The organism is Bradyrhizobium sp. 956_D2_N1_4 (assembly GCF_052076025.1).
Classification (GTDB): Bacteria; Pseudomonadota; Alphaproteobacteria; order Rhizobiales; family Xanthobacteraceae; genus Bradyrhizobium; species Bradyrhizobium barranii.
In genome coordinates this window covers 185384-209351 of the sequence record NZ_CP197237.1, presented here as the reverse complement: position 1 = coordinate 209351, position 23968 = coordinate 185384, and the positions used below count along the sequence as shown (strand labels likewise).

The following is a 23968-nucleotide window of genomic DNA, read 5'->3' as shown; positions in this document are numbered from 1 at the left end:
GGCTCATTCCCTCTCCTCGATCAGGGGTGATCATCATGCAATCCTCTTGGCCTAACGAGCCCAGTCGTCGCCTGGTTCTAGGCGCACTCGCAGCAGTGCCCGCATTCTCCGTGCCACTCGTTGCCGGTGCCCAGACACAAACAACGCCCGCGCAAGCACCGCTTCCCGCAGCCGGTTTTTCATTCGCTGCGGTCGGCGATACCCGACCGATGATGTACCTCCCGTTGAAAGAGGGACAACCGGACCTCAGCAAGTTCTTCGTCGAGATGTTCGGATTGGTCATGCCGGAAAAGGTCGCCGAGGCCGTCGTAGCGAAGGATGTGAAGATGATCTTCGATCCGGTCACAAAGGACCTGGTCAAGGTCGTCATGCCGTTCGCATCCAAGACGGAAGTGATGACCCTGACGGTAGATAAGGGTTGGGTCACTGAGGCATCCGTTGAAGACGTGAAACTGCTTCCCGGAGTGCATCGAACCATGTTCCGGCTTCAGGGCGGCGAATGGGTGACGCGCGAAATTGTCAAGGACGTTCAATCCGGTCGCGCCAAATTCGTGGTCAATAGCGGTGACGCTGTGTGGTGGGGCAATCAGGGCTTGACCGTGAGTGACAGCCCATACTGGAAGCGCGTGAACGAAACAATGTTGAAGAAGCTACCCGCGCCGGATGACGAGATGCGCGCGGCCGGTCTGGATGGGCGCTTTTTCATGAGTGTGGGTAATCATGAGGTGTGGGCCGACCCAAAGATTGAGGGCGTACTTTCGGCTGTGCCGTATCTGAAAAAATTCGGCGTCACGCCGGAAAACCTCATCTACAAATTCGACTTCAAGGGCACCCGCTTCATCTATCTCTGGAGTGGCAAGTACGATTACCGTTCGCCGTCGCTGTGGGACGCTGATCGGCCAAAATATGCCGAGCAGATGACCCAGCTTCAAAAGTGGATGGACGAGGCGAAGGCCAACGGCATTCGGAAGGCGTTTATCGTCTTCCACTATCCCGTGTTTGCGCGGTCAGGCTTAGGCCCGATCCCGGCTCCCGATAACCCGCACAAGGTGATTGCGTCGTATGCCAAGGACATGGAGGTGATCGTGTTGAACGGGCACGTCCACACCACGGAAATCTACGATGTAGATGGGGTAAAGTATCTGATGTTGGGCGGTGGGGGCGCAGAACAAGACCCAATCCTGCCGGGGCGAACCAGCATCAAGGTGCCCGCCGACTATCCGCGGGACCTTTACTGGAAGGGCCAGCCTCCGCAAGAGGAGTACAACTACGTGCTGGTGGACGTTGAACCCGGCCAGAAGACTAAGTTCACCCTCAATCGCTTCCGGCCGTGGTCGGCGGAGCCATTCGGGACTGAGGAACTCTTCACGTGACAGCAAGCGGGCAATAGGCCGGGAGTGAGGTTCTGGCGACAGTACTCCTGATTATTCACGGCTTGGTCGCCGTTGCACTGCTTGGCGCGATTACGCACCAGACCTTGGCGACGTGGGCGACTGTGGGAACGCGCCCCAGTTCGTTTTTCGGCCGCTTTCGCTCCGTGCCATCGGCCCGGTTCGCCGACGCCGTCGTCGTCTTGTATGCCATCTCCATCCTGCTCGGTGGGATCATCTATCTGTATTTTCGCGTCGACATCAGGCCAGAGTTAGAGCGCGCCGGTCATTGGCCAGCCCTGGGCTTCTTCGACCTCAAGGAGCACTTCGCCGCTATCGGTTTTGCGTTGCTACCAGCCTACTGGGTTTGCTGGCGACGGCCGCGTGCCGACGAGCCTGCTCAGACGCGCACGATGCTCACCTCGATCCTCGCCTTTGTCATCTGGTGGGGCTTCCTAACTGGCCACGTCGTAAACAACATCAGGGGTTTCGGCGCATGACGTTATCGGCTGCGTTCCGCCGCTTTGCATTCGCGTTCGGGACGACATTTGGCTTCCTCTACGTGGTTGCACTCGCAAAGGACCTTGCTCTTTTCACCGTTTTCCCGTCGCTCGGCATCGTGCTGGCGGGCACGCATCATTCGCGAGACGTTGCTGACCCTGCGATGGGATTTCTAGCTCCAGCGATGTACTGGTACGGGTGGGCCGCGACGGCCGCGCTCGGGGCACTGATCGTCGCCCTCGTTGCTGCGTCGTTACCCGGACGTTCAGTGCGAAACTTCTGGTCGGGATGGGTGTGGGTAATTCCCATCCTCTCGATGATCGCTTGCGTCTATCTCACCCTGCCTTGGTTTAGGCTCTGACTTGGGTGCTTCCGCACATGGATCATGACCGACCAAGCTCAAAGCGGGCTCTCTGGTCGGAAAACCGCTTCGCGCTCTTCCGGATCAAGCTTCAAGCAGCCCGATCCGGCCGCAAGGCCGCGTAGAGACCGACGAGGGTTCCGATGGCGACCAGGCCTGCCGCCAGCAGCACCTGCAATTCCCCATCATCGGTGGCGCCTGCGGACGACACCAGCCTGGTCACGACGACGAACAGAATGCCCACGGAGGCTGCTGCACCCACACTGAGATAAGCGAGCTCTCGCGTCAGGTTCCGGCCGAGAAGTCCGAGTGCCGTGAAATACATCGCGCAAGCGTTGGGATGAACGAACAAGGCAACGCGCGCGTACGGACCATAGGAGTCGAGAAGGGACTCACATCGGCCCAGTGCCGCTTTTGAGGCAACCCGTTGCAACATCGGTCTGAAAAAGCGAGCCTGTCCGTAACTCAGAACGGCGCCCACGATGATGGCCGCCCACGCCACGATGAAAACGGAGACATCCGCAGGCTTCGGATTGAGCGCCACGGACATCAGGATGAGGGCGGTTCCGGGAAAATAGCCGAAATACGGAAAGACCGACTCCAGGAGCACGCAAGCGAACATGAAGACCGGAAACCATGCCGAACCGGTCGCATCCTGGACGATGGCGTTCAAGTCGAACAGGTTCGTCTTGTACAGGACGAGGTACATGCACATGGCCAATCCGGCCAGCGCGTAGAACGGCAACGCCCCCGACAAAAACCGTCTCATCCAGCCGCCGCGCTTTGTTTCGCGGACAGGGCGGAGACCTTCGATATCGGGACAAGACGACGGAAACGCATGGCTCATGTTTAGGCGAATGAGATTGCCCCTGTCGATAGCAATCCTCGCCCCAGCTGCGCGGGCCATTCGCCGCATTGAAAATGCTCGCTGATCGGGAAGACGCAGTCGATCACAGACCTAGTGTGACCTCAGCCCAGTGCATCGCGGTGCTGCCGCCCAGAAACTCGATCACGCGGGGCTCGATGGTCTCCGGCCGATCGTGGCCAATGACAGCGGTCGCTGCGATCATGTCGCAACGCTCGTTGTAGACGACCGACACCAGCGTTTTGCCGGGAGCGCCACGTGAGTTGAGCGTGTAGGCGCGGCTGCGACCGTTCATCGACGCAATCCTGATGGGATGGCCGGAACCGCGTGGAGAGACTTCGCCCAGGAGAACGGTATCGCCCATGCGATCGAGATCCTCGTCATCGGCGACGCCCGTCGTGCAATTGCAAAAACCTATCTTGGCACGCAGGTACAGCGTCACCTCGACACCGCAGTCGGAAGCCCTGCAGCGGAACGCCTTTCCCTTGCCCCATTGGTCGATCGAGAAGGGCCACGTCACCTCCTGCCACACCGGCGTGGCGGAATTCGCGGCGGCATGCCGTGGCACATGGAGCCACAAGAGCGATGCCGCCAGCGCGCTTCCCAGCGAGATTGCTGCGACGGCGATGGCGGCTGCCCTTCTCATCATTTCACCGTTCTCGTTCCGGGTCAGTTGCTGGCGAGATATTGCTTCGCCGCCGCGACCTCGGGGCGTTCCGAATCGGCACTGGCCGTCAGCGTTACGAGCTGCTGACAGTTCTGTCGTGCCGCTTCCCTGTCACCAAGGGCTTCGGCCGCCTTGGCCGCTCCCGCGAACGCGTGCAAGCGGTTCGGCTCCTTCGCCTTGGTTGCCTCGAATGCAGCAAGCGCCTCCTTGGCCATGCCGCGATCGAGCAGCATGAAGCCGTAAAGTTCGCGTGCCGGCGCCAGCGGTCCGGGCGTGATCACGTGCTTTTCCGTCTTGTCCTCGGCATCCGCCGCGGCACTCATCGCATTGAGCGCCTCGTCATACTTGCCCTCGGCGTAAAGCACCCAGGCGACGGCGACCTGACGCTGGATGTCGACGATTCCGGACCAATAACTGTCCTTGGCGTCCTGCAGCTTGTCGCGCAATTCTGCCAGCTTCTGGATGTCGGCCTTGGCGGCCTCCGGTTTGCCGGAGCGCGCCGCGCCGAGGGCCCGGGCGAAATGCGTTACCGCCATCGCAAAGTTGAGGTTGCTCGGCCTGACCGGCAGCTGCGAGGCCCCCTCCCAATCGCCACGGTCGATCGCATAACGCGCCGGCGAAGCCGCCAGCGCGTAGTCTGCCGCCGCGACCGTCGCCTTGAAGTCGGTCTCCTTGATCATGTCGTCGATGACGGCACGCGCCTGCTTGTCCTGGCCGAGCTGCAGGTAAGCATAGACCATGTAGTCCTGCGCATGCAGGTAGTTGCCGACCGACTTTTCGGCCATCGCGGCTTTCACGGAAGCGGTGTTGGAGTCGATCGATTCCTTCCAATAGCCGACGCGCGTGTAGATGTGGGAGGGCATGTGCTGGGCGTGCGGCGCGGCCGGTGCGATCTTGGCGTAACGATTGGCGGCATCGAGCCCTTTCTGCGCCAGCGCCGGGTAGTCGTAGAGATGGATCAGATAATGCGTCACGCCCGGATGCATCGGCAGCCGCCTGGAGATCGGCTCGAGAATCGCCGCGCCTTTAATTTGCTGCGCATAGGTCTTGTCGTTCAGATCCGCCGAGGTATTGAGCGTAATGGCGTAGGCGATCTGGGCTTCGTCGTCGTCTGGATATTTTGCCGCGACGCGCGCCTGCGCGTCACGCAGCATGCGCATCCGCTGGACGTGAGGAATCTTGTCGTAGTCGGCATACATCACCATCAGCGCATCGATGTAGTCGCGTTCGCGCTCGGTCGCGGCGCCGATCTCCTTGGCCTTCATGATCGCGGCGAGGCCTGGCGCGAGGTTCGGCTTTGGAATCGCATTGTGCGGATTGTCCATGTAGGTGAGCGCAATGCCCCAATAGGCCATGCTGCATGTCGGGTCAGCCTTGATGGCTTCTTCGAAGATCTCCTTGGCGTTGGCGTACCAGTAGGAATGCTGATAGCGCATCCCGCGATCGAAACGACGCTGGGCCACATCGTTGCAAGAGGTCTGGAAATGAACGCTGCCGAGCTGCTGATCTACATCGTCTTGCGCGACCAGAGCCTGTGGTCCTGATAGGCCGAAACCGGCTACGATGACGAGGAACAGGGACTTCCGCATGGATCCCTCCCTTTGCCTGATACGCAATGAATTGGTCTTGATACCCCCTCACTATATGACGTTCGCGGCTTTTGAACAGCGAAGTGAATCGCGGCAGCGCAACTGACCCAGCGGCGCCTCGAAGTTGGCGAAACCAATCCGAAGCCAGAGCCGTCGGAGTTCGATCCTTACGCGCGCATCATTCTGGCCTCGGATCGCGTCGCTACGCGATCGACAGAATCTCGATCTCTTGCGCGCCTGAACCCACGACATCGCCGACCGCCTTCCCGATCAGCGACTTCGCGACCGGCGCCACGAACGAGATCGTTCCGGCCTTTGGATCCGCTTCGTCCTCGCCGACGATGCGATAGGTCTGCACGCGGCCGTCGGTGCGGCTGAAGGTCACGGTGCTGCCGAAGGCGACGACATCGGTCGACGCCGGATCGGGAATGACCTGCGCCGTGCGCAGCCGTTCGGTCAGATAACGAGCGTCGCGCAAGGGCACCGCCGACTGTCGGCGCTTTTCGTTGACATCCTCGATGGCTTGCGCGGCTTCATAGGCCTCGCGCGCCTCGCGAAGCTGCGCCTGCAGCGCCTGCAAGCCGGCTTCCGTCACGAGGTTTGGATGCGGCGAGATCGGGCGATCCGGCAGCAGCGTCTCGGACGCAGTTTCGGCGCTTTCTTCCTTGGTAAAGGCGACGCTCAATTCAGAATCCTGTCGAACTGTTTCGGACACCCGCTCGCGCCTCGCCCCACAACGGGGAATCGCGCCGAACAGCAGCCGGTGATTGTCCCGGACTATATCTCAAGTTCGACGAAACGGCGCAGCTTGAAGACCAGGTCCGGTACGGCCTGGCGGAACCGCGTCGCGTTCTGGAACGTGGTCGAGAACGGCGCGAAGGTGATCATCGCATTCCAGTGCTTGTAACCGTAGACCGTGACGGAGGCGCCGGTCGCCGGAAAATTCTCCAGCTTGCGCAGCTCGCCAAGCACCAGATCGGCAATCGCCTCGGCAGGAAGCAACTTCTTGCCATCAGGCGTCGTCGTGATTTTCGCCGGCCGCTCGACCGGCTTCGCGGCAGCCGGCACGGCATCGGGCGCAGCGTCGGGTTCGGCCGGTGCAGGATCGGGGGTGGACGGCTCGATCAGGTCGAACCCGTTCGTCGGCGCTGTCGGCGGAACCTCGGTGAGCGGCGGCGGAGCACTGCTGTCTGCGCGCTTGTTGCCTCCCAGGATGCTGCTGATCATGGCCACAAGGCCAGCATCCTTCACGTCGTCGCTCATTTCTCCCCCCGGGCTTCGGCCTACTCTAGCACCGCTCTCGCGGACCGCCACTGGGGATGTATGGCCGGATTCCGCTTGGTTAAGGCGCTACGACAAGGCGTCACACCAAGGCCGTCACACGATGGCACCGGCGGCCCGACGTCCGATCACGTCGCCCGCCGTGAGACCCATCACCGCTTATCGAACGGAATGTACCGCTGGTACTGCCTGGGCACAGAGTTGCGGTAGCGCGCGGGCACGGTGCCGCTGTCGACCGAATGATCGATTTCCTGCTGCCGCGTCATCTTCTTCTTCGCCGGCTTCTTCGATGCGCTCTTCTTGGAGTCGGCCGGCTGGCTGGAGGTGTCGCTGGTCGCGGCCGGCGTTGTCGTCGTCGCTGCCGGCGCAGTGGTTGTCGCGGCAGGCGCTGCGGTTCCACCGGCGGCCGGCGCATTCTGGGCCAGCGCGAGCGGTATTTGCATGAAAAGCGCCAGCGCTGCTGTCGCAGCCAGCAAATATGACCTTTGCATTAGAACCTCCAAAATACCTGATCCGAATGAGACAAGCCTGGTTCTCCGGGATCGACGCGCGCAAGTCTGCTCACGATAGGCCCGGACCCCCACCGCGAACTGTGGCGTAGATCACATTGCTGGCCGCCGGCTGCGTCATGATGTGCCATGTCGCGAACGCACGGCATTCCGCCGACACCAAGATAGGCATGACATGCCTCAGACGAGCCCAGCTCGCTGACGTACCCGTCCACCCGCTCTCGAAGGAGATTGAAATGCGTCGCATCATCCTCACTCTCGCATCGTTCGCCGCCCTGGTCGCCGTAGCATCCCCGGCCGCCCAGGCACATCCTGCAAACGATCGATATTGCCTGCAGGGACGCATGTGGGGCTATCCCGGCAACTGCCAGTTCGCGAGCTATCAGCAGTGCCTCGCCACCGCCTCCGGCACGTCGGCCTCTTGTGGCATCAATCCGCGCTACGCGTTCTCGCAGCAGCGTGCCTACTGACGACGTCGCGGGGGGGGGGGGGGGCCCCCCCCCCCCCCCCCCCGGGGGGGGGGGGGGGGGGGGGGGGGGGGGGGGCCGCCCCCGCGGCACTGGTTGCCAAAGGCACGGACGCGACCTTCGCCAACAGGGTGCATCTCGCCATGCAGGCGAAGGGCTTTTTGACCAAGGACGAGAACGGCAAGGAATAGGGCACCGTTTTCTCCGTCAGGCCCGGCCATGACGAATACGGATAGAGGACGACCATGGGATTTAAATGCGGGATCGTCGGGTTGCCGAATGTCGGCAAGTCGACCTTGTTCAATGCGCTGACCGAGACGGCCGCGGCGCAGGCCGCGAACTATCCGTTCTGCACCATCGAGCCGAATGTCGGCGAAGTCGCCGTGCCCGATCCGCGGCTCGACAAGCTCTCGGCCATCGCCAAATCGGCGCAGATCATCCCGACCCGGCTGACCTTCGTCGACATCGCCGGCCTCGTGCGCGGCGCCTCCAAGGGTGAAGGCCTCGGCAACCAGTTCCTCGCCAACATCCGCGAGGTCGACGCCATCGCGCATGTCGTGCGCTGCTTCGAGGATTCCGACATCACGCATGTCGAGGGCAAGATCGCCCCGCTCGCCGACATCGAGACCATCGAGACCGAGCTGATGCTCGCCGACCTCGACAGCCTCGAGAAGCGCGTCGACAACCTCACGAAGAAAGCCAAGGGCAACGACAAGGACGCCAAGGAGCAGCTCGACCTCGTCAACCGCACGCTGGTGCTGCTGCGCGAGGGCAAGCCCGCCCGCCTCGTCGAGCGCAAGGCGGAGGAGGAGCGCGCCTTCGGGATGCTCGGCCTGCTGTCGTCGAAGCCGGTGCTCTACGTCTGCAACGTCGAGGAAGGCTCGGCCGCCACGGGTAATTCGTTCTCCAAGGCGGTGGAGGAGCAGGCGGCCAAGGAAGGCGCCGTTGCCGTCGTCATCTCCGCCAAGATCGAATCCGAGATCGCCACCATTTCACGCGAGGAACGCGCCGACTTCCTGGAGACGCTGGGTCTCGAAGAGGCCGGCCTCGATCGCCTGATCCGCGCCGGCTACACCCTGCTCGACCTCATCACCTATTTCACGGTGGGCCCGAAGGAAGCGCGCGCCTGGACCATCTATCGCGGCACCAAGGCCCCGGGCGCGGCCGGCGTGATCCACACCGACTTCGAGAAGGGTTTTATCCGCGCCGAGACGATGGCGTATGAGGACTATGTCGCGCTGAACGGCGAAGCCGGCGCCCGCGATGCCGGCAAGCTGCGTCTCGAAGGCAAGGAATACGTCGTCGCCGACGGCGACGTGATGCATTTCAGGTTCAATACGTAAGACGCGAAAGAGCGGTGCTGTAGGGTGGGCAAAGCGACTTGTCCGCCGTAGCTCGAAGAGCGAAGGCGGAAGCGTGCCCACCACGTCTCTCTCAAATCGCGAAAGGATGGTGGGCACGGCGCTTTGCGCCTTTGCCCACCCTACGGCACCTGCAGCCGCCTCACCGCGCCCCGCCGCCCTGGTCGCGGATCGCGCCGAGATGCTCGTTGATGCGGAAGACGATCAGGATCAGCTCCGCGGCGATGCGCGAGAACACGATGCCGACAACGATGCTCGCGATCGATGACAGCAGCACCAGGAAGCCGCCGAACGGGCTGATCGCCATCGTCGCGAGACCGGAGAAGATTCCGGAAAGGCCGAACAGGCAGATCAGTGCGATCACCAGCCAGTAGAAGGTCTTGATGATCGTAGGGGTTATGAATCGGTCCCATTGAAACAGGTCGCTGAATGAAAACATTGCTCTCCCCAGGGCAAATCGGGCCTCGGCCTGCCGGTTGATCCGACTCAAGACCAACGCCGACACCCCATATGTAGCACGAGCCATGCGGGCCGGCGGGTTGAGATTGCCGCAAAGTGCGGCCACAATCTGTCATTCCCTCAAAGCATTCCCGAGATGACCCTGACCTTCGAAGATTTCCCGCCCGGCCGGTTCGGAACATTCGGCCCGCGCCATGTCACCCGCGACGAGATCTTGGCTTTCGCCGCCGAGTTCGATCCGCAGCCGATGCACCTCGATGAGGAGGCCGCGGCCAACAGCATGCTGCGCGGCCTGTCCGGCTCGGGCTGGCACCTCTGCTCGCTGATGATGCGGATGATGGCCGATGGCTTCATCACACGCGCCGCTTCGCTCGGCTCGCCCGGCGTCGACGAGGTGCGCTGGCTGTCACCCTTGCGGCCCGGCGACGATCTCATGCTCGACGTCGACGTGCTGGAGGCGCGCGCCTCGAAGAGCCGGCCGGAGCTCGGCATCGTCAAGTTCAAATGCACGGTGCGCAACGCCAAGGACGAGGCGCTGTGCGAGATGACCTCGCCGATCCTGATCAAGCGGCGCGAGAGAGCAGTCTGATGCCCTTCTTCGAGGAGATCGAGATCGGCCACCGCCGCGAGATCGGCGCCTATACGTTCACCGCGGAGTCCATCAAGATTTTCGCCGCAAAGTTCGATCCACAGCGCTTCCATCTCGACGAGGAGGAAGGCAAGAACTCGCTGTTCGGCGGCCTTGCGGCCTCGGGCTGGCATGTCGGCTCGGCCTGCATGAGCCTGCTTGTCGCGGATGGCCAGCGTCTGGCGCGTGAGGCCGCTTCGCGCGGCGAGGAGGTCGCGGTGTGGGGGCCGTCGCCGGGCTTTCGCGACCTGCGCTGGATCAGGCCGGTGCTCGCCGGCGACACCGTCGCCTACGTCAACGAAGTCATCGACAAGCGCAGCTCCGCCTCGCGCCCCGGCTGGGGCATTCTGACGGCCCGCACCACCGGCACCAACCAGCGCGGCGAGGAGGTCTATTCCATCACCGCCAGCGCCTTCGTGCCGATGCGGAAGGGCGGTTAGACCTGTTCCAGGATGAACGGTCCAAATGTATGCGCGAGTGTTGCCCGCGCGCTATGGACGCGATTCCGGGCGGCTGCCATAAGCCTGCTCAACATGATGACCCGCGAAGCAGTTGGCGGAACCATCGAGTTGCTAACCAATTATGAACCTGTCGCTGTCTAATTGAAACGAATTGGGCAGAGAACAGGGGACGAGGACCATGGCAGACCGCGGCGCACTCAAGCTGGTGGGATTTATCTTTGCGACCGCGACGCTGGCAGTGATGCTGGTCGCCGGCATGGTGGTGAAGGGCTATGCCGATGGCGGCTACACCCTGGAAGCCTCGACGGTCGACGCGAGCCGTTAAGGGCTCGTTAACTCTTCGGGGCCGGACGTCCGGCCTCCGCCGTCAGCGGCTATAGACGAACGCCAGCACCGCGATCGCCACCGCCAGCAATCCGACGAAGCGCAGCATGATCGTGCCGAACTGGTTCGGCGCGGGCCGCAGCGGGATAGGGTCCGTGTTGTCGGGCCGAATGCTTTCCATCTGAAATGTCCCCAGGCCCGGCCGCAAGGCTGCGGGCGCTTGGCATTGGTCGGCGCTGGGGCGCGGAGGGTTCAAAGCGAACCGGGTCGGCTGCATTGACTGCGTGAACGCATGTCCACTGCCTCAATCTTTCGCAGCCACACCCTCCGCTGTCATGCCCCGGCTTGACCGGGGCATCCAGTACGCCGCGGCGTCCCGGCTCTTGCCTCATTGTCTCTGGAATACTGGATCGCCCGATCCCGTCTCCGCCAAGGGCTTCGCCGGGCCAAGAACTCACTCGGCCGCCGAAGCCTTAGCGAAGGCGGCAAGTCGGGCGATGACACCTATCGTGGGGAGCTTGTGCGCACCCAACTCCCCGCGAATCAAAACCGCCGCGTCCTTTGCGGAACGCGGCGGCCGGTGATGCTTGACGTGAGTGATCAGCTGTTGCGCAGGCCGTCGGCGGCGCGCTTCCACTGCGCGACGTTGTCGGCGATCATGCGGGTCGACTTCATCGCGGCCTGGCTGAGCTGGGCGTAGCCGGAGATCTCGCGCTGGACGCGCTGGCCCTCGGCATGGAGCAGGTCGCGCAGGCTCTCGAGCTCGGAGATCAGGTTCTCGATCTCGGCGAGCGAGGTGCCGGCGACGCGCTGGATCAGCGAGTTGACGTTGGTGACGGTGGCTTCCGCGCTCGGATCGAGCGGCGGCGTGTCGGTGGTTCCCGATGCCGGCCGGCGCAGATAGGCGATGTCGTTGCGGACGAAGTCGCGGATGCCGGCTTCGACTTCCGTCACTGCGGCGAGGTTGGTGTCGACCGTCTCGGTCTCGGTGGGTTCGGTCTTTTCCGGACGCATGGCGTTCATCGTTATTCCCCTGTTCGCGTTGAGCGCAGCGCGAGTGTCCCCCGCACGACGAGTTCGGTCATCCGACTAGGGCGTCGGATTTTGACCGCAACTTGGCCGAGATACGGCAAGGGCGGACGATTCGGGGGCTTTGCCGTGGCGTATGGTTACGAGAGTCTGAACTGCTGGGAAAACGAACCTATCCCGGGATGATGGCAGAGGGGGGCGCAGGACTGCTACCAGCTCTTCTTGAAGCCCGCCGTCAGGCTCTTGTTGATCGCGCCCTGCGAGGTCTCGCCGACCGAGCCGGAGACGGTGACGTTGTCGAACAGCTTTTGCTCGGCGCCGACCTTGCGCAGCCATTTGTCGTCGGTGGTCGACAGCGACTGGCCGGCGGTGATGCTGGTGCCGGTGTCGGTGAGGGTGACCTTGGCGCTCTGCTCGGTCTCGTAATTGCGCGTGATGTGGCCGCCGATGCCGGGCACCGCGGTGGTGCCCTGCTGGTTGACGCTGTAGCCGTTCTGGAGCGTCAGCGACGTGTCGCTCGACAGCGGCACCGACTTGATCAGCGACGCCCCGATCTTGCTCTGCTCGGCGCCGGGATCGACGCGGGCTTCCACCGCGGTCTTGTCCCAGATCGAGCCGGCGCCCGGCGCGGTCGCGGCCGCCCAGGCGCTGCCGGAGGATTGCGGCAGGCTGCCGCCATTGGTGGCTTTCTGCGCCAGCAGCTCGGACATCGTCCGCGGCTCGCTCGTCACCGTCATGTCGGCGCCGATGCGGGCGTCCCAGAACGAGGAGACCGACTGCTTCACCGTCACCGCGGAGGAGCCGTTGGCGTTCGCGTTCGACGACCAGTTCAGGCCGTCCTTGGCCGCGGCCTGGGCGCGCTTCTTGGCGGCCATGACGTCGTTGCCGGTACCGGCGTCGACCGCGAGTTGACTCCAGTCGAGCTTGTCGACGTCGATGCCCTTTAAAATGTCGGGGTCGTTGACGTCGGGAGCTGCGGCGGTCTCCGTGGCTTCGGTCTCGGCCTCGTCGTCAGGCGCAGCCGCCGAGAAGGGCGGGATGATCTGCGCCGAGACCGTCAGAACCGAGCCCAAAATGAATGCGGCCGCCAGCACCGGCAGCCTGGTCCAGCCAAAACCTGTCGAGAATTCCATCGTCCTGCCCGCGAGCCCAGCGCATGCCTGCCGCCACTATAATGCGGCCTTCGGTGATGACCATGCGCCATTCCGTCCGCTCAACACATGGTGATCTATCGTTGCGAAATTGTGGCGGCTCGCCTCGGCCAGAGCATGATCCGGACCCGAAGGGCCGCGCCAGCGCAAAGTGTGCAGCGGTTTTCCCTCGCGACAAACGCGGAACGCGTTTGCGCGGAGATCATGCTCAAACCACTGGAATGGCGAACCAACGGGCCGCGCGAAAGGCGCGCCCGATGACGAGCTTCGCCACGACGGCATCCGGCGGGGCTGGAGGCCAGGACGCGGGTCGGGCGAGCATCAATCATCGGTCCCGGCAAGCGGGGCCCGTTGGCGTCCCCCTCAGCCGACGCGGGTCATCTTCGGCAGATGAATGGCGCGGCCGAGTGCCTGTTCAACCAGATCGAAGGTGTCGACCAGCACGCGCATGCTGATCAGCTTGCCCGCCCTGAACTGGGCGAACTGCGCCACCCGCAAGCTGATCGGCTTGTCGGAATCCAGCGCGGTCAGCGAATAGCGCAGCATCGAGGCGGCGGAATCCACGCCGAGCATGATGCTCTCGCGGTCGAAGCGGCGGACGTGGAAATTGTCGGCGAGCTGGCGGATGACGTCGAGCACGGCGTCCCGGCCCTGGCGCGCGCCGAGGAACGGAAACATGTCGATCGGGCCGTAGATCGCCCACTCGACGTCCTCGTCGATCAGGGCCTCGATGTCCCTGAAATCCCGGTCGTTCACCGCGCGATGCAACGCGCGCGAGAAACGCCAGAGGCTGTGCTCTGTCATTTGGGGGCGTCCTGAAGCTGGCTTGCAGAAAAAACGGAAAGCAACCCCATGCACAGAAAAGGTGCGGGGGCCGCTCAATTCATTCGTATACAAATAAAATAGGCGATTTCGGCCAAAACGCAATTCACGTTTTCGCAATGCACAATTGATGCGGGTTTGTGAGATTTACAACAGAACCCCGTAATCTCCCGGTCTCTGCTCCACCTCTGCCCGTCAGAACGGGGCGAGCGCGAAGGATCATCCCCCGTCCGCCCGCGCGCCCACGATCAGCGGCCCGATCTCCCGCTCCAGCACCTGCTGCACCAGATCGTAGGAATCGATGATCTCGCGGATCTGCGCCACCAGTCCGCCCCGGAAGCTGTAGAACACCGCCATGTCGAACTGCACGACGCGATCGTTGCTGCGCTTCTTGAAGTAGGTGTGCATGTAGGTCGCGACCTCGTCGCCCTCGGCGAGGATGTGCGGCGCCCTGTAGCGGATTTCGGAATAGCGCGACCAGACGGTCTGCCACAGATCGCGCAGCTGCTGCTTGCCGTGGCGCGGCACCATGTGCGGCAGTACGTCGATCGGCGCGTGGGTAAGAAAGTCGACGTCGTCGGTGCAGCACGACAGCGCGGCCTCGATATCGCCGCGCGCAAAGCTGTCCAGCAGATGCAGCACGCGTTGCCTGTTCAGCGATCCAACCGTCATGCCGCTCCCGCCCTCGTGGGGTGTCGATTGCAAACGCCAATGCGCGCTCTGCGGGTCCAGCAATCCGCAAAAACAATGGTGTCCGGATCATATGACGCGCCGATGCAAAGCCCGGTTCATGAAATGCAATTAAAGCTTGTGTTGATGGCCGCCTGCAAGAATTCGAGCGGGCTTTCGCGTCCCGCATGACGCCGCGTGCATGCCGGTGGGCGCGTCCGCCACGCACGGCACACGGGAACCCGCGCCCGTCGGTGCTCGTTGAGACACCGAAACCGATCCGGAGACATCGATCATGAAATCCCCGCTTCTCACCGTCGCCGCAGCACTTCTGATGCTGGGCGCGACCTCCGCCGCCAACGCCAAGGGCTGCATCAAGGGCGCCGTCGTCGGCGGCGTCGCCGGCCACTATGCCGGCCATCACGGCGTCCTGGGCGCCGCCGCCGGCTGCCTCTACGGCAGGCATCACGCCAAGGAGCAGGAAAAGCAGCAGCAACAGCAGGGTCAGGTAAACGGGCAGGGGAAGTTGTAGGCGCGAACGGCACCACATGCTCCCTCGTCATTCCGGGGCGCGCGAAGCGCGAGCCCGGAATCCATAACCACGACAAGCGCGGACGATACTCCGCCGCCTACCTCTTCTTCCACCCACCCCGCCGTCCCGGCTGTCCACCCGTCGACTTCGGCGCAGGTCCGAACTCCGGCCCGGACTGCCTCGAGTCCGTCGGCTGGATGATCCGGCTCGTGCTGCCGAACGGCTTTGCCGGCAGGCTCGGGTTCTCGCGATAGGGCAACGACTCCGGCCCGTGCATCTCGTCGAGATGCGGCTTGTGCACCTTCGAGCCGCTGCCGCCGCCGCTGGCTTTCAGTGCGGAGCTCACGGTCTTTTTCTTCATCGCGCTGACGGGGAGGTTGGCGGCGTCGCCGTACTTCTTGGTGCCGGCATAGGCGCCGGCCTTGCCCTGCACGGTGCGCTGCTTGACGGTGGGGTCGTCGACCACTGCGAGCTCGGTGGCGCGCAGGCGTTTGACTTCGTCGCGGAGGCGGGCGGCTTCCTCGAAGTTCAAATCGGCGGCGGCCTCGCGCATGCGGGTTTCGAGATCGGCGAGCACGGCTTCAAAATTGTGGCCGATCGAGATGACGTCGTCGGTCATGTCGTGGCCGCCGACCTCGACCAACACGTGGTCGCGCTCGTAGACGGAGTTGAGGATGTCGCCGATCTGCTTCTTCACGCTCTCCGGCGTGATGCCATTGGCGGTGTTGTACTCGACCTGCTTTTCGCGGCGCCGGTTGGTCTCGGCGATGGCGCGCTCCATCGAGCCCGTCATCTGGTCGGCATAGAGGATCACCTTGCCGTCGACGTTGCGCGCGGCGCGGCCGATGGTCTGAATCAAGGACGTTTCACTGCGCAAAAAGCCTTCCTTGTCGGCGTCCAGAATCGCGACCAGTGCGCATTCGGGAATGTCGAGACCCTCGCGGAGCAGGTTGATGCCGACCAGCGCGTCGAAGGCGCCCAAGCGAAGATCCCTGATGATCTCGATACGCTCGATGGTGTCGATATCGGAGTGCATGTAGCGAACGCGAATACCCTGCTCATGCAGATATTCGGTGAGATCCTCCGCCATGCGCTTTGTCAGCACCGTGATCAGCGAGCGATAGCCTGCCTGGGCGGTGGCGCGGACCTCGCCGACGAGATCGTCGACCTGGGTGCGGGCGGGGCGGATATTAACGGGAGGATCAATAAGTCCGGTCGGGCGAATGACCTGTTCGACGAACACGCCGCCGCTTTCGTTCAGCTCCCAGCCGCTCGGCGTCGCCGACACCGCGACCGTCTGCGGCCGCATCATGTCCCACTCCTCGAAGCGGAGCGGGCGGTTGTCCATGCAGGAGGGCAGGCGGAAGCCGTATTCGGCGAGCGTCGCCTTGCGGCGGAAGTCGCCGCGGAACATGCCGCCGATCTGCGGCACGGTGACGTGGCTTTCGTCGGCGAACACCAGCGCGTTGTCGGGGACGTATTCGAACAGCGTCGGCGGCGGCTCGCCGGGCAGGCGCCCGGTGAGATAGCGCGAATAGTTCTCGATGCCGGCGCAGCTTCCGGTCGCCTCCATCATCTCGAGATCGAAGGTGGTGCGCTGCTCCAGCCGCTGCGCTTCCAGCAGACGGCCCTGGTCGTGTAGCTGGTCGAGCCGCTGCTTCAGCTCCGATTTGATCGACTTGATCGCCTGCACCAGCGTCGGGCGCGGCGTCACATAGTGCGAGTTCGCATACATCTTGATGAATTCGAGCTCGTCCTGCTTGTGGCCGGTGAGCGGATCGAATTCCTCGATGGTCTCGATGGTGTCGCCGAACAGATTCACGCGCCAGGCGCGGTCTTCATAGTGCGCGGGGAAGATGTCGATGACGTCGCCGCGCACACGGAACGTGCCGCGGGTGAAATCGGCCTGGGTGCGCTTGTACTGGAGCGCGACGAGGTCGGCGATCAGCTGGCGCTGGTCGATGCGCTCGCCCTTCTTCAGCGCGAACGTCATCGCGGTGTAGGTCTCGACCGAGCCGATACCGTAGATGCAGGACACCGAGGCGACGATGATGACGTCGTCGCGCTCGAGCAGGGCGCGCGTCGCCGAGTGGCGCATGCGGTCGATCTGCTCGTTGATCGACGAGTCCTTTTCTATGTAGGTGTCCGTGCGCGGGACATAAGCCTCGGGCTGATAGTAGTCGTAATAGCTGACGAAATACTCGACCGCGTTATCAGGGAAGAAGCTCTTGAACTCGCCATAGAGCTGGGCGGCGAGCGTCTTGTTCGGCGCCAGGATAATGGCGGGACGCTGCGTCTTCTCGATCACTTGCGCCATGGTGTAGGTCTTGCCCGAGCCGGTGACGCCGAGCAGCACCTGCGAACGGTCGTTGCGCTCGATGCCCTCGACCAGCTCCTTGATCGCGGTCGGCTGATCGCCCCGCGGCTCATAGTGGGACTTAAGCTCGAAGCGCACGCCGCCTTCGGACTTTTCCGGGCGCGGCGGCCGGTGCGGCGTCCACACCTTGGTGGAGCCGTCGTCCCTGCGGAACTCCGGACGGCCCTCGCGGATCAGCGATTCCAGCGCATCCGCGGTCGCCTTGACCCCGAGCGCCTCCATTTTGTTGCGCGGCGGACGCGCCAGCGCTTCCGCATCGTCCTCCTCTGTCGGCATCCCGAGCTGCCGCGCCAGTTCCGGATCGAGCGTCGGGATCGTGGCCGCGGTGCCGTAATTGGCCTGCGGCGCCTCGTCGAAGCCGCCGCTCTCCGACGCACGCGCCCCCGGCGGCTGCGGATTGGGCCGCAGCGGCATCGGCTTAGTCAGATTCTTGGCATTATCCTGCGGAAAATCTCTCGGTGTCGAGGCGCGCGCCCGGTGCGCGGCGGCCTCGCCCCCGGCGCGGCGGTCGCGCGAATTGTCCGGCGGCGGCTGCAGCCCGGTGCCCGATCCCAGCCCGGCATCGCCGCGATTGATCGCGGGATTCAGAAGTTCGGCCAGCGCCGGCCCGATCGGCTGCACGTCGGGCCGATGTGCCTTCGAGTTCGGGGCTTTGGATTTGGGGGATTTCGGGGGAGCAGGTTTCTTCGCCATGCCCCGAATATGGGACGAGTCAGCGCTTCAGAAAAGGGCGAATGCCCTTCCGTGCTCAGGCTGCTGACAGCAGGTTGGCAGCAGGAGCCATGATCGCCCCGACGCGACAAATTTGTCGTTGCGTCGGACGGCGATGGCGCTACTTTAGGTAGTGTTTATTGCGCGATGATCTGACCATTTTCATGCATCTCGGCGGCGCTTTCGGCCGCAGGCGCGGCCAGTCGCCTCAACAGCGGGTAGATTCCATGACAATCAATTTCATCCCGAACGACCCCAATGCCGTGACCGACATGCCGCAACGGCAGCAGGACGCGCGGCCCGACCGTCCGGCCGGGCGTGCAAATTTCAACTATGAGGCTCACGCGGCCGAGGCCCCGTTCGGTGTCAATCAGCGGGACTTTCTGTTCTGGCAGAGCCGGGAAGCGGCGCTCGCCGCTGTGGAGGCCTGGGAGACCTATGCCGGCAACCTCGCCAGATGGTCGCAAGGGCCTCGCATCGACATCAGCCTGACCTACAATGACGGTGAAACGGTCGGCCCCCGGCGGTTGAATGCCTATTACGACACGCAAGGTGTTCGGTTCTTCGACTTCAACGACGGCACCACAACCACCTTCTCCGCGGCCAGCACCGACACGGTCAGCCATGAGGTCGGCCACGCCCTGCTCGATTCCCAGCGGCCGGAGCTGTTCAACAGCCCGCTACCTGAGGTCGGAGCGTTTCACGAAGCGTTCGGCGACGTGGTTGCCCTGCTGACCGCGCTGTCGGACCAGGCGACGCGGATCAAGCTGCTTCAGATCACGCCCGACCTGTCCCAGCCGAATTTCGTCGAGGCGAGTTCCGAATATCTGTCGGCCGCCATTCTCAAGCAGTTCGGCAACGTCAACCCCTCGAAGCCGCGGCGGGCGCTGAATACGTTCAAATGGCAGCTGCCCAGCACCTTGCCGGCCGGCAAGTTCGAAGATCCGCCCGAATTGCTCACGCGCGAGAGCCACAATTTCAGCCGCGTCTTCACCGGCGCATTCTATGACACGCTCCGCGGCGTGTTCGCGGCGAGCGGCGCCGGCAGCGAGGCGGCGCTGCTGACCGCCGCGCAGACCTGCGGCAGGCTGTTGGTCGAAGCGGTGCGGCAGACGCCGGAGACGGCGCGATATTTTCAGTCCGTGGGCCGGGCCATGGTCAAGGCCGACGGCCAGATCAACAACGGCGCCAATCGCGAGATCATCGGCAAGGCGTTCTCCGATCACGACATCATGCTCGGCAGCGCCGCCATGACCGCGCCGACGGCGGCGTTGGCGGGGCCGCCACCCAAGATCCTGAAGGCGAGCGCCACGATCGCGCCGAGCACGCTCTCGGATCTGCGCGAGCGGATCGGCGCGAAGGGCGCCAGATTCGCGATCCGCCCGCTCGCCATGCTCGGGGAGGGCGTGGCGGAAGCGGTGCATCGGCGCGAAGTCCCGCTCGGCGATATCGACACCAGACTTCGCGGCGTGGTCGCCTTCGCGGCGGAGCCGGTTCTGATCGGCCGCTCCGGCGCCCGTGCGGCGGTGCTCGGCGCGTTGCCAGAGCACAATCGCACGGAGGACGAGGTCGGCGCCTTCGTCGAGACGCTGCTCAGGAACGGTCGCATCGAGCTCGACGGCAAGCCGAAGGCGGCCGCAAAGACGGCGAAGAAGAAAGGGCTGGTGGCCGCCGCCGCGGCCGACGATGCGTCGTCGAACAATATTCGCACCCACGTCATCCGCACGGTCGGCGGCAAAAAGGTGCTGACCCGCATCCGCTTCCTGTGCGGCTGCTGCATTTGAGGCGGCGGTCTGCGGTCAAAAGGCCGTCAAGCGGCGGCGGCGCAGAATGCGCCGCCCCTCAGAATCCGTTTCCACCCGATAGGTCGGCAGCACGGGCGATGCGGGATCGGGCGGACCGTCGGCGATCTGCTTGTTGGCCGCGAGCGACTGCACATTCAGAATGGCCTCGGCCACGTCGTCAGGACGGGGCGTCGAGTGCACCGTGGTGATGCGACCGGCCGAATCGAGGCTCGCCGCGACCTCCACCGGCAACTCAACATGCACGTCGTTGAAGCTGCCGAGGTCGGGCGAATGCAGCTGCACCAGATTGCGTGCAGTGCCGCGGAGCTTGTTCGGGCTGAGGTCCTCGATGGATTGAAGCTTCAGGCCACGGTCGGCCAAAGCGGGTCTGAACACCGCTTCGCTGTTCTTGAAACCGGCGGCGCCAATGTCCTGCGAGATCAGCAAGGGGGCCTGCGACCAGGATGTGAAATCGGTGCCATATCGCAGGGTCTTCATCCCAAGTTTGCGGCAGGCCGCTATATGCTCGGCATTTTCCGTGATGAACAGCGCCTGATTCAAGCCGCCATCGACACCGGCGCGCTTAAAGGCTGTCTCGAACACCAAGGCATCGGGCTTTCTCGCGCCGGCATGGGTCGACAGCGTCACGCGTTCCTCGACCGGTTCGAAGAAGCGCCGCAGGCCGGTCCTGTCGAGCAACTCAAGGTATTCGGCAAAGGTCGCAGCGATCGCCCGTGATGTCCGCGGTTCAGGCATCGTGTAGTCCGAGACCAGGCACACGACCAGCGGCGCGTGGTCCGCCGTCTCGAAGGTCTCGATCACGCCGAGCGCGTCCTCGACGCCGGGAAACGGTTTTTCACTGGCGGAGTCGATCAGTGTATCGCCGAGATCGAGCAGCAGAGCCTTGATCATCCGTCATGCCTCGCCTGCGCGCGCGGTTGCTGCGCCAGCATAGCAGTTGCAGGGGCCGGATGGAATTGCGATTGCGAGCGTGCGACCGGATCGCCGGTCGCGCCTTACGCCGCCGGCGGCGGGGCCTCGTCGTCGTTGCTCGCCCGGTGCGGCTCGAGGATGTCGAGATGGATCCCGCCGCAATCGGTGCAGCGCATGGTCCAGTACTCGCACCCGGCGCGGCCGCCGATCACGCGAAGCACCGCGAGATCGCCATCGCATTCGGGACATTTCGACAGCACATTGCGGGCATAGATTCTCGGCCGCGGCGTGTCTTCGAATTCGATGACTGACATGACCGGTTCCCCCTTTATGCTGCGCTGTCCCTTGGTTCGCTTGGAGTCCCGCGCTTATTCGTCGTCGTGGTCGTCGGCCCGCCGGCGGAAGCGGTCGATGTGGTGCTTGGCATCGGCGATCGCCGCGTTCTGATCCGGCCAGGCGAAACCGACTTCCATGGCCGGAAACAGCACGCCGTCGATGGCGAGGGGGCTGAGATCGGCGCGGCGGATGCGGGCATGCCAGAGGCCTTTGCCGGCCTCGAAGGATTCGATGTCAAAGCCGTCGTAGATGGTCGTCATTGTAGTCCCCAAATGTTCCGTAAGTGTCTTGTTGAAGGGTCAGGGGACCACGTTTGGCGGGTTCAGTATGTGAAGCCATTCACAAGCGGCCGGCTTTTTTGCCCAGGGCCTCGTGGAACGGGCGTCAGTTCCGCGGCGCGGCGCGGCCGATCCGCCTGGCGGGGCGTGCGGCGGGCTCCGAGGCCGCCCGCATGATCCAGCGCCGGAACGCGGCGAAGTCGCGCTGCTCGGTCTGAAAACTGCGATACAGCAGGTACCAGCGCATGCCCTTGGGAACCGAGAGATCGAACGGCGCGACCAGCCGGCCGGCGGCGAGATCGTCGTCGATATAGGGCCGGATGCCCATGGCGATGCCGAGGCCGTCGGCGGCGGCCTGGAGCGCCTGGCCGTAGAACTGGAATTCCGGTCCGCGCGCGTTGATGCGGGTGAGGTTCGCCGCCTTGAGCCAGATCGGCCAATCCTCCGGCGAATGCGTGACGCGGATCAGGCCTGGCCCTTTGAGGTCGGCGGGCCGCTTCAGGCCGGTGGCGAGGCGAGGCACGCAGACCGGCGTGAGGTCGCCGGCGAATAGCGGCTCGGCGACCAGGCCGGGCCAGTCGCCGGTGCCGAGCTTGATGCCGCAGCTCCAGTCCTCGCCGAATGGGACCTCGGCACCACCGGTGGTGAAGCGCACCTCGATGTCGGGCTCCTCGCTGCGAAACTCCGACAGGCGCGGGATCAGCCAGCGCATCGCAAAGGTGTGGCCGACGCCGATGGTGAGCACGCGGACGCTGGAGGGCGCCGTCACCTGCGCGGTGAGGCTTGCCAGCGCGTCGAAGATCGGCGTCAGCCCGCCTTGATAGGCGCGGCCTGCCTGCGTCAGCACGAGCTTGTTGGCCTTGCGCTCGAACAGCGCGACGCCAAGACGTTCCTCCAGCAGATGCACCATGCGGCTGACGGCCGCCGCCGACACGCTGAGCTCGAGCCCGGCCGCCGCAAAACTGCCGGTCCGCGCCGCCGCCTCGAATGCCTTGATGCCGTTGAGAAACAGCAGCCGCCGCAAATGACCCACCCTCAGGAAAGCTGATGCAAGGCCAAGATAACTCAGTTTGCGCAGCCGGGGCAAGCGAGGCACAAGAATGAGAGTAATTCCAAGTTGTGTTTCGGGGCCGCCGCCGCGTTCTTCGCCTCTCCCCGCACGCGGGGAGAGGCCGGAGTTTGCGAGAGCAAATTCCGGGTGAGGGGGACTCTCCGCGAGTCCCTCTGCCACCTTCCTTGCGGAGACTCCCCCTCACCCCACCCTCTCCCCGCAAGCTGGGCGAGGGAGTGATGCAGCCTTCGTCCCTTACGTGCTTGCAGGAGAATCTCTCGTGACGCCCATCATGATCGCTGCCCTTGGATTGCTGATGGTCACCACCGCGTTCCTGTCGGGGCTGTTCGGCATGGCGGGCGGGCTGATCCTGATCGGCGTGCTGCTGGCGCTGATGCCGCTGCCGACCGCGATGGTGCTGCATGCGATCACGCAGATGGCCTCGAACGGCTGGCGCGCGTTCCTGTGGCGCGCGCATATCCGCTGGCGGCCGGTCGCGAACTACATGGTCGGCGCTGCCGTCGCGCTCGCGGCCTGGTCGCTCACCCGCTATGTGCCGGACAAGCCGATGGCGCTGCTGCTGCTCGGCATCACCCCGTTCATGGCGCGGCTGCTGCCGTCGAACATCAAGCCGGATCCCGACCGTCTCTGGCAGGGCACCGTCTATGGCACGATCTGCATGGGCTTGATGCTGATGACCGGCGTGTCCGGCCCGTTGCTCGACACCTTCTTCCTCGGCGGCGATTTCGGCCGGCGCGAGAAGGTGGCGACGAAGGCGATGTGCCAGCTCGTCAGCCATTTCACCAAGCTCGTCTATTTCGGCCGCATCATCGACCAGGCCGCGAGCCTCGATCCCGTGCTCGCCGGCGTCGCGATCGCAGCCTCTATGCTCGGCACCACGCTGGCGCGGCGCATCCTCGAAGCCATGACCGACCAGCAATTCGTGGCCTGGTCGAACAAGCTGATCACCACCATCGCTTGCTACTACATCGCCTATGGCGGCTGGCTCCTGCTTCGTACCCCGGTGCTGGCGGCTTTCGACAAGGGAGGTTTGCAATGAGCGAGATGGCCGACCCGCTGGTGCTGGACTTCGTCGAATGGATCGCGCGCGAGCCGCGCGCCTATGCCGAGGTGATCGCGACCTGGAAGACCTCATGCCCGCGTCTCACGATCTGGGAAGACGCCGCCGAGCGCGGCTACGTCACCCGCGAAACGATTGCAGGCGTGGGGCTGATCATCGCGGTGACGACGGACGGCGAGAAGTTGCTGCGCACGAACGGGCGGTGACACACACCTCCGCCGCCACATCGTCATTGCGAGCGCAAGCGAAGCAATCCAGAATGGGAGACCCTCACCCTGAGGAGCGCGCATCTTGCGCGCGTCTCGAAGGGCGAGGCCGAGATCGGGCCTTCATCCTTCGAGACGCGCGTTCCGCGCTCCTCAGGATGAGGC

At 64.0% G+C, this 23968-nt stretch carries 29 protein-coding genes and 1 pseudogene; 13 read left to right on the top strand and 17 right to left on the bottom strand.

Annotation, left to right across the window (positions count from 1 at the left end):
* Positions 1 to 35: 35 nt before the first annotated feature.
* The 3 genes from AB7535_RS01045 to AB7535_RS01035 all read left to right on the top strand — a co-directional run bounded on the left by AB7535_RS01045 (position 36) and on the right by AB7535_RS01035 (position 2232).
* A complete protein-coding gene (locus AB7535_RS01045; RefSeq protein WP_354114669.1) occupies positions 36 to 1373 on the top strand; it encodes a metallophosphoesterase family protein in 1338 nt (445 codons plus the stop codon).
* 62 nt (positions 1374 to 1435) lie between these two features.
* Positions 1436 to 1870, top strand: a complete 435-nt coding sequence (locus tag AB7535_RS01040; RefSeq protein WP_085398740.1) for a hypothetical protein — start codon at positions 1436 to 1438, stop codon at positions 1868 to 1870.
* On the top strand, positions 1867 to 2232 hold the full coding sequence (locus AB7535_RS01035; RefSeq protein WP_028151240.1) for a hypothetical protein: 366 nt from the start codon (positions 1867 to 1869) through the stop codon (positions 2230 to 2232). The genes AB7535_RS01040 and AB7535_RS01035 overlap by 4 nt, the downstream gene beginning before the upstream one ends.
* A 91-nt stretch (positions 2233 to 2323) precedes the next feature.
* On the opposite strand, the gene AB7535_RS01030 is transcribed toward AB7535_RS01035, so the two are convergent.
* The 6 genes from AB7535_RS01030 to AB7535_RS01005 form a co-directional block, all read right to left on the bottom strand.
* Positions 2324 to 3001 (bottom strand): hypothetical protein, encoded by a 678-nt coding sequence (locus AB7535_RS01030; RefSeq protein ID WP_085398754.1) that lies wholly within the window; start codon positions 2999 to 3001, stop codon positions 2324 to 2326.
* 181 nt (positions 3002 to 3182) lie between these two features.
* On the bottom strand, positions 3183 to 3746 hold the full coding sequence (locus tag AB7535_RS01025; RefSeq protein WP_085398741.1) for a hypothetical protein: 564 nt from the start codon (positions 3744 to 3746) through the stop codon (positions 3183 to 3185).
* Between the two features lie 20 nt (positions 3747 to 3766).
* Entirely contained in the window at positions 3767 to 5353 is a 1587-nt protein-coding gene (locus tag AB7535_RS01020; RefSeq protein WP_085398742.1) for a tetratricopeptide repeat protein, read from the bottom strand.
* Positions 5354 to 5555: 202 nt separating this feature from the next.
* A complete protein-coding gene (gene greA / locus AB7535_RS01015) occupies positions 5556 to 6038 on the bottom strand; it encodes a transcription elongation factor GreA (RefSeq protein WP_085398743.1) in 483 nt (160 codons plus the stop codon).
* 92 nt (positions 6039 to 6130) lie between these two features.
* On the bottom strand, positions 6131 to 6616 hold the full coding sequence (locus AB7535_RS01010; RefSeq protein ID WP_071909689.1) for a hypothetical protein: 486 nt from the start codon (positions 6614 to 6616) through the stop codon (positions 6131 to 6133).
* 170 nt (positions 6617 to 6786) lie between these two features.
* Complete coding sequence (locus AB7535_RS01005; RefSeq protein WP_085398744.1) at positions 6787 to 7125, bottom strand: hypothetical protein; 339 nt, start codon at positions 7123 to 7125, stop codon at positions 6787 to 6789.
* A gap of 254 nt (positions 7126 to 7379) precedes the next feature.
* Here AB7535_RS01005 and AB7535_RS01000 point away from each other — a divergent pair, with 254 nt between their 5' ends.
* The 3 genes and pseudogenes from AB7535_RS01000 (at position 7380) to ychF (ending at position 8953) form a co-directional block, all read left to right on the top strand.
* Positions 7380 to 7613 carry a DUF3551 domain-containing protein gene (locus tag AB7535_RS01000; protein ID WP_085398745.1) on the top strand — a complete coding sequence of 78 codons (234 nt, stop codon included), beginning with the start codon at positions 7380 to 7382 and terminating at the stop codon, positions 7611 to 7613.
* Between the two features lie 83 nt (positions 7614 to 7696).
* Positions 7697 to 7801, top strand: a pseudogene (locus AB7535_RS00995) (aminoacyl-tRNA hydrolase); the annotation flags it as partial.
* 54 nt (positions 7802 to 7855) lie between these two features.
* The gene (gene ychF, locus AB7535_RS00990) at positions 7856 to 8953 is read left to right on the top strand and encodes a redox-regulated ATPase YchF (protein ID WP_135216022.1); all 1098 of its coding nucleotides are present in this window, start codon (positions 7856 to 7858) and stop codon (positions 8951 to 8953) included.
* A 160-nt stretch (positions 8954 to 9113) separates the two neighbouring features.
* Here the strand turns inward: ychF and AB7535_RS00985 are convergent, their stop codons facing one another.
* Positions 9114 to 9410, bottom strand: coding sequence for a DUF4282 domain-containing protein (locus tag AB7535_RS00985; RefSeq protein ID WP_063985551.1), 297 nt, complete (start codon positions 9408 to 9410; stop codon positions 9114 to 9116).
* A 156-nt stretch (positions 9411 to 9566) separates the two neighbouring features.
* On the opposite strand from AB7535_RS00985, the gene AB7535_RS00980 reads away from it, so the two are divergent.
* The 3 genes from AB7535_RS00980 (at position 9567) to AB7535_RS00970 (ending at position 10844) form a co-directional block, all read left to right on the top strand.
* The gene (locus AB7535_RS00980) at positions 9567 to 10019 is read left to right on the top strand and encodes a MaoC family dehydratase (RefSeq protein WP_085399292.1); all 453 of its coding nucleotides are present in this window, start codon (positions 9567 to 9569) and stop codon (positions 10017 to 10019) included.
* Complete coding sequence (locus AB7535_RS00975; RefSeq protein ID WP_085399293.1) at positions 10019 to 10498, top strand: MaoC family dehydratase; 480 nt, start codon at positions 10019 to 10021, stop codon at positions 10496 to 10498. Before AB7535_RS00980 ends, AB7535_RS00975 begins: the two co-directional genes overlap by 1 nt.
* 199 nt (positions 10499 to 10697) lie before the next feature.
* Positions 10698 to 10844 carry a hypothetical protein gene (locus AB7535_RS00970; protein WP_166103493.1) on the top strand — a complete coding sequence of 49 codons (147 nt, stop codon included), beginning with the start codon at positions 10698 to 10700 and terminating at the stop codon, positions 10842 to 10844.
* Between the two features lie 42 nt (positions 10845 to 10886).
* Here the strand turns inward: AB7535_RS00970 and AB7535_RS00965 are convergent, their stop codons facing one another.
* The 5 genes from AB7535_RS00965 to AB7535_RS00945 all read right to left on the bottom strand — a co-directional run bounded on the left by AB7535_RS00965 (position 10887) and on the right by AB7535_RS00945 (position 14517).
* The gene (locus tag AB7535_RS00965; protein ID WP_014492018.1) at positions 10887 to 11024 is read right to left on the bottom strand and encodes a hypothetical protein; all 138 of its coding nucleotides are present in this window, start codon (positions 11022 to 11024) and stop codon (positions 10887 to 10889) included.
* Between the two features lie 419 nt (positions 11025 to 11443).
* A complete protein-coding gene (locus AB7535_RS00960; RefSeq protein WP_071909569.1) occupies positions 11444 to 11866 on the bottom strand; it encodes a hypothetical protein in 423 nt (140 codons plus the stop codon).
* A gap of 215 nt (positions 11867 to 12081) precedes the next feature.
* Positions 12082 to 13005: a hypothetical protein gene (locus AB7535_RS00955; RefSeq protein WP_085399294.1), complete on the bottom strand. Its 924-nt coding sequence runs from the start codon at positions 13003 to 13005 to the stop codon at positions 12082 to 12084.
* Positions 13006 to 13386: 381 nt separating this feature from the next.
* Positions 13387 to 13827, bottom strand: a complete 441-nt coding sequence (locus AB7535_RS00950) for a nuclear transport factor 2 family protein (protein WP_063985546.1) — start codon at positions 13825 to 13827, stop codon at positions 13387 to 13389.
* A gap of 237 nt (positions 13828 to 14064) precedes the next feature.
* The gene (locus AB7535_RS00945; protein ID WP_085399295.1) at positions 14065 to 14517 is read right to left on the bottom strand and encodes a nuclear transport factor 2 family protein; all 453 of its coding nucleotides are present in this window, start codon (positions 14515 to 14517) and stop codon (positions 14065 to 14067) included.
* A 292-nt stretch (positions 14518 to 14809) separates the two neighbouring features.
* On the opposite strand from AB7535_RS00945, the gene AB7535_RS00940 reads away from it, so the two are divergent.
* Complete coding sequence (locus tag AB7535_RS00940; RefSeq protein WP_028151579.1) at positions 14810 to 15046, top strand: hypothetical protein; 237 nt, start codon at positions 14810 to 14812, stop codon at positions 15044 to 15046.
* A gap of 97 nt (positions 15047 to 15143) precedes the next feature.
* Here AB7535_RS00940 and uvrB read toward each other — a convergent pair whose 3' ends face one another.
* A complete protein-coding gene (uvrB, locus tag AB7535_RS00935; RefSeq protein WP_135216023.1) occupies positions 15144 to 18116 on the bottom strand; it encodes an excinuclease ABC subunit UvrB in 2973 nt (990 codons plus the stop codon).
* 245 nt (positions 18117 to 18361) lie between these two features.
* Here uvrB and AB7535_RS00930 point away from each other — a divergent pair, with 245 nt between their 5' ends.
* Complete coding sequence (locus tag AB7535_RS00930) at positions 18362 to 19918, top strand: hypothetical protein (RefSeq protein WP_135216024.1); 1557 nt, start codon at positions 18362 to 18364, stop codon at positions 19916 to 19918.
* Positions 19919 to 19933: 15 nt separating this feature from the next.
* Here the strand turns inward: AB7535_RS00930 and AB7535_RS00925 are convergent, their stop codons facing one another.
* The 4 genes from AB7535_RS00925 to AB7535_RS00910 all read right to left on the bottom strand — a co-directional run bounded on the left by AB7535_RS00925 (position 19934) and on the right by AB7535_RS00910 (position 22489).
* On the bottom strand, positions 19934 to 20740 hold the full coding sequence (locus tag AB7535_RS00925) for an HAD family hydrolase (protein ID WP_135216025.1): 807 nt from the start codon (positions 20738 to 20740) through the stop codon (positions 19934 to 19936).
* 194 nt (positions 20741 to 20934) lie between these two features.
* The gene (locus AB7535_RS00920; RefSeq protein ID WP_063985544.1) at positions 20935 to 21165 is read right to left on the bottom strand and encodes a hypothetical protein; all 231 of its coding nucleotides are present in this window, start codon (positions 21163 to 21165) and stop codon (positions 20935 to 20937) included.
* A 54-nt stretch (positions 21166 to 21219) separates the two neighbouring features.
* Complete coding sequence (locus AB7535_RS00915; RefSeq protein ID WP_071909573.1) at positions 21220 to 21447, bottom strand: hypothetical protein; 228 nt, start codon at positions 21445 to 21447, stop codon at positions 21220 to 21222.
* A 124-nt stretch (positions 21448 to 21571) separates the two neighbouring features.
* Entirely contained in the window at positions 21572 to 22489 is a 918-nt protein-coding gene (locus AB7535_RS00910) for a LysR substrate-binding domain-containing protein (protein ID WP_063985542.1), read from the bottom strand.
* 307 nt (positions 22490 to 22796) lie between these two features.
* Between AB7535_RS00910 and AB7535_RS00905 the strand changes: the two genes are divergently transcribed.
* On the top strand, positions 22797 to 23576 hold the full coding sequence (locus tag AB7535_RS00905; RefSeq protein ID WP_085399299.1) for a sulfite exporter TauE/SafE family protein: 780 nt from the start codon (positions 22797 to 22799) through the stop codon (positions 23574 to 23576).
* A complete protein-coding gene (locus AB7535_RS00900) occupies positions 23573 to 23803 on the top strand; it encodes a hypothetical protein (protein ID WP_085399300.1) in 231 nt (76 codons plus the stop codon). The genes AB7535_RS00905 and AB7535_RS00900 overlap by 4 nt, the downstream gene beginning before the upstream one ends.
* Positions 23804 to 23968: the final 165 nt, after the last annotated feature.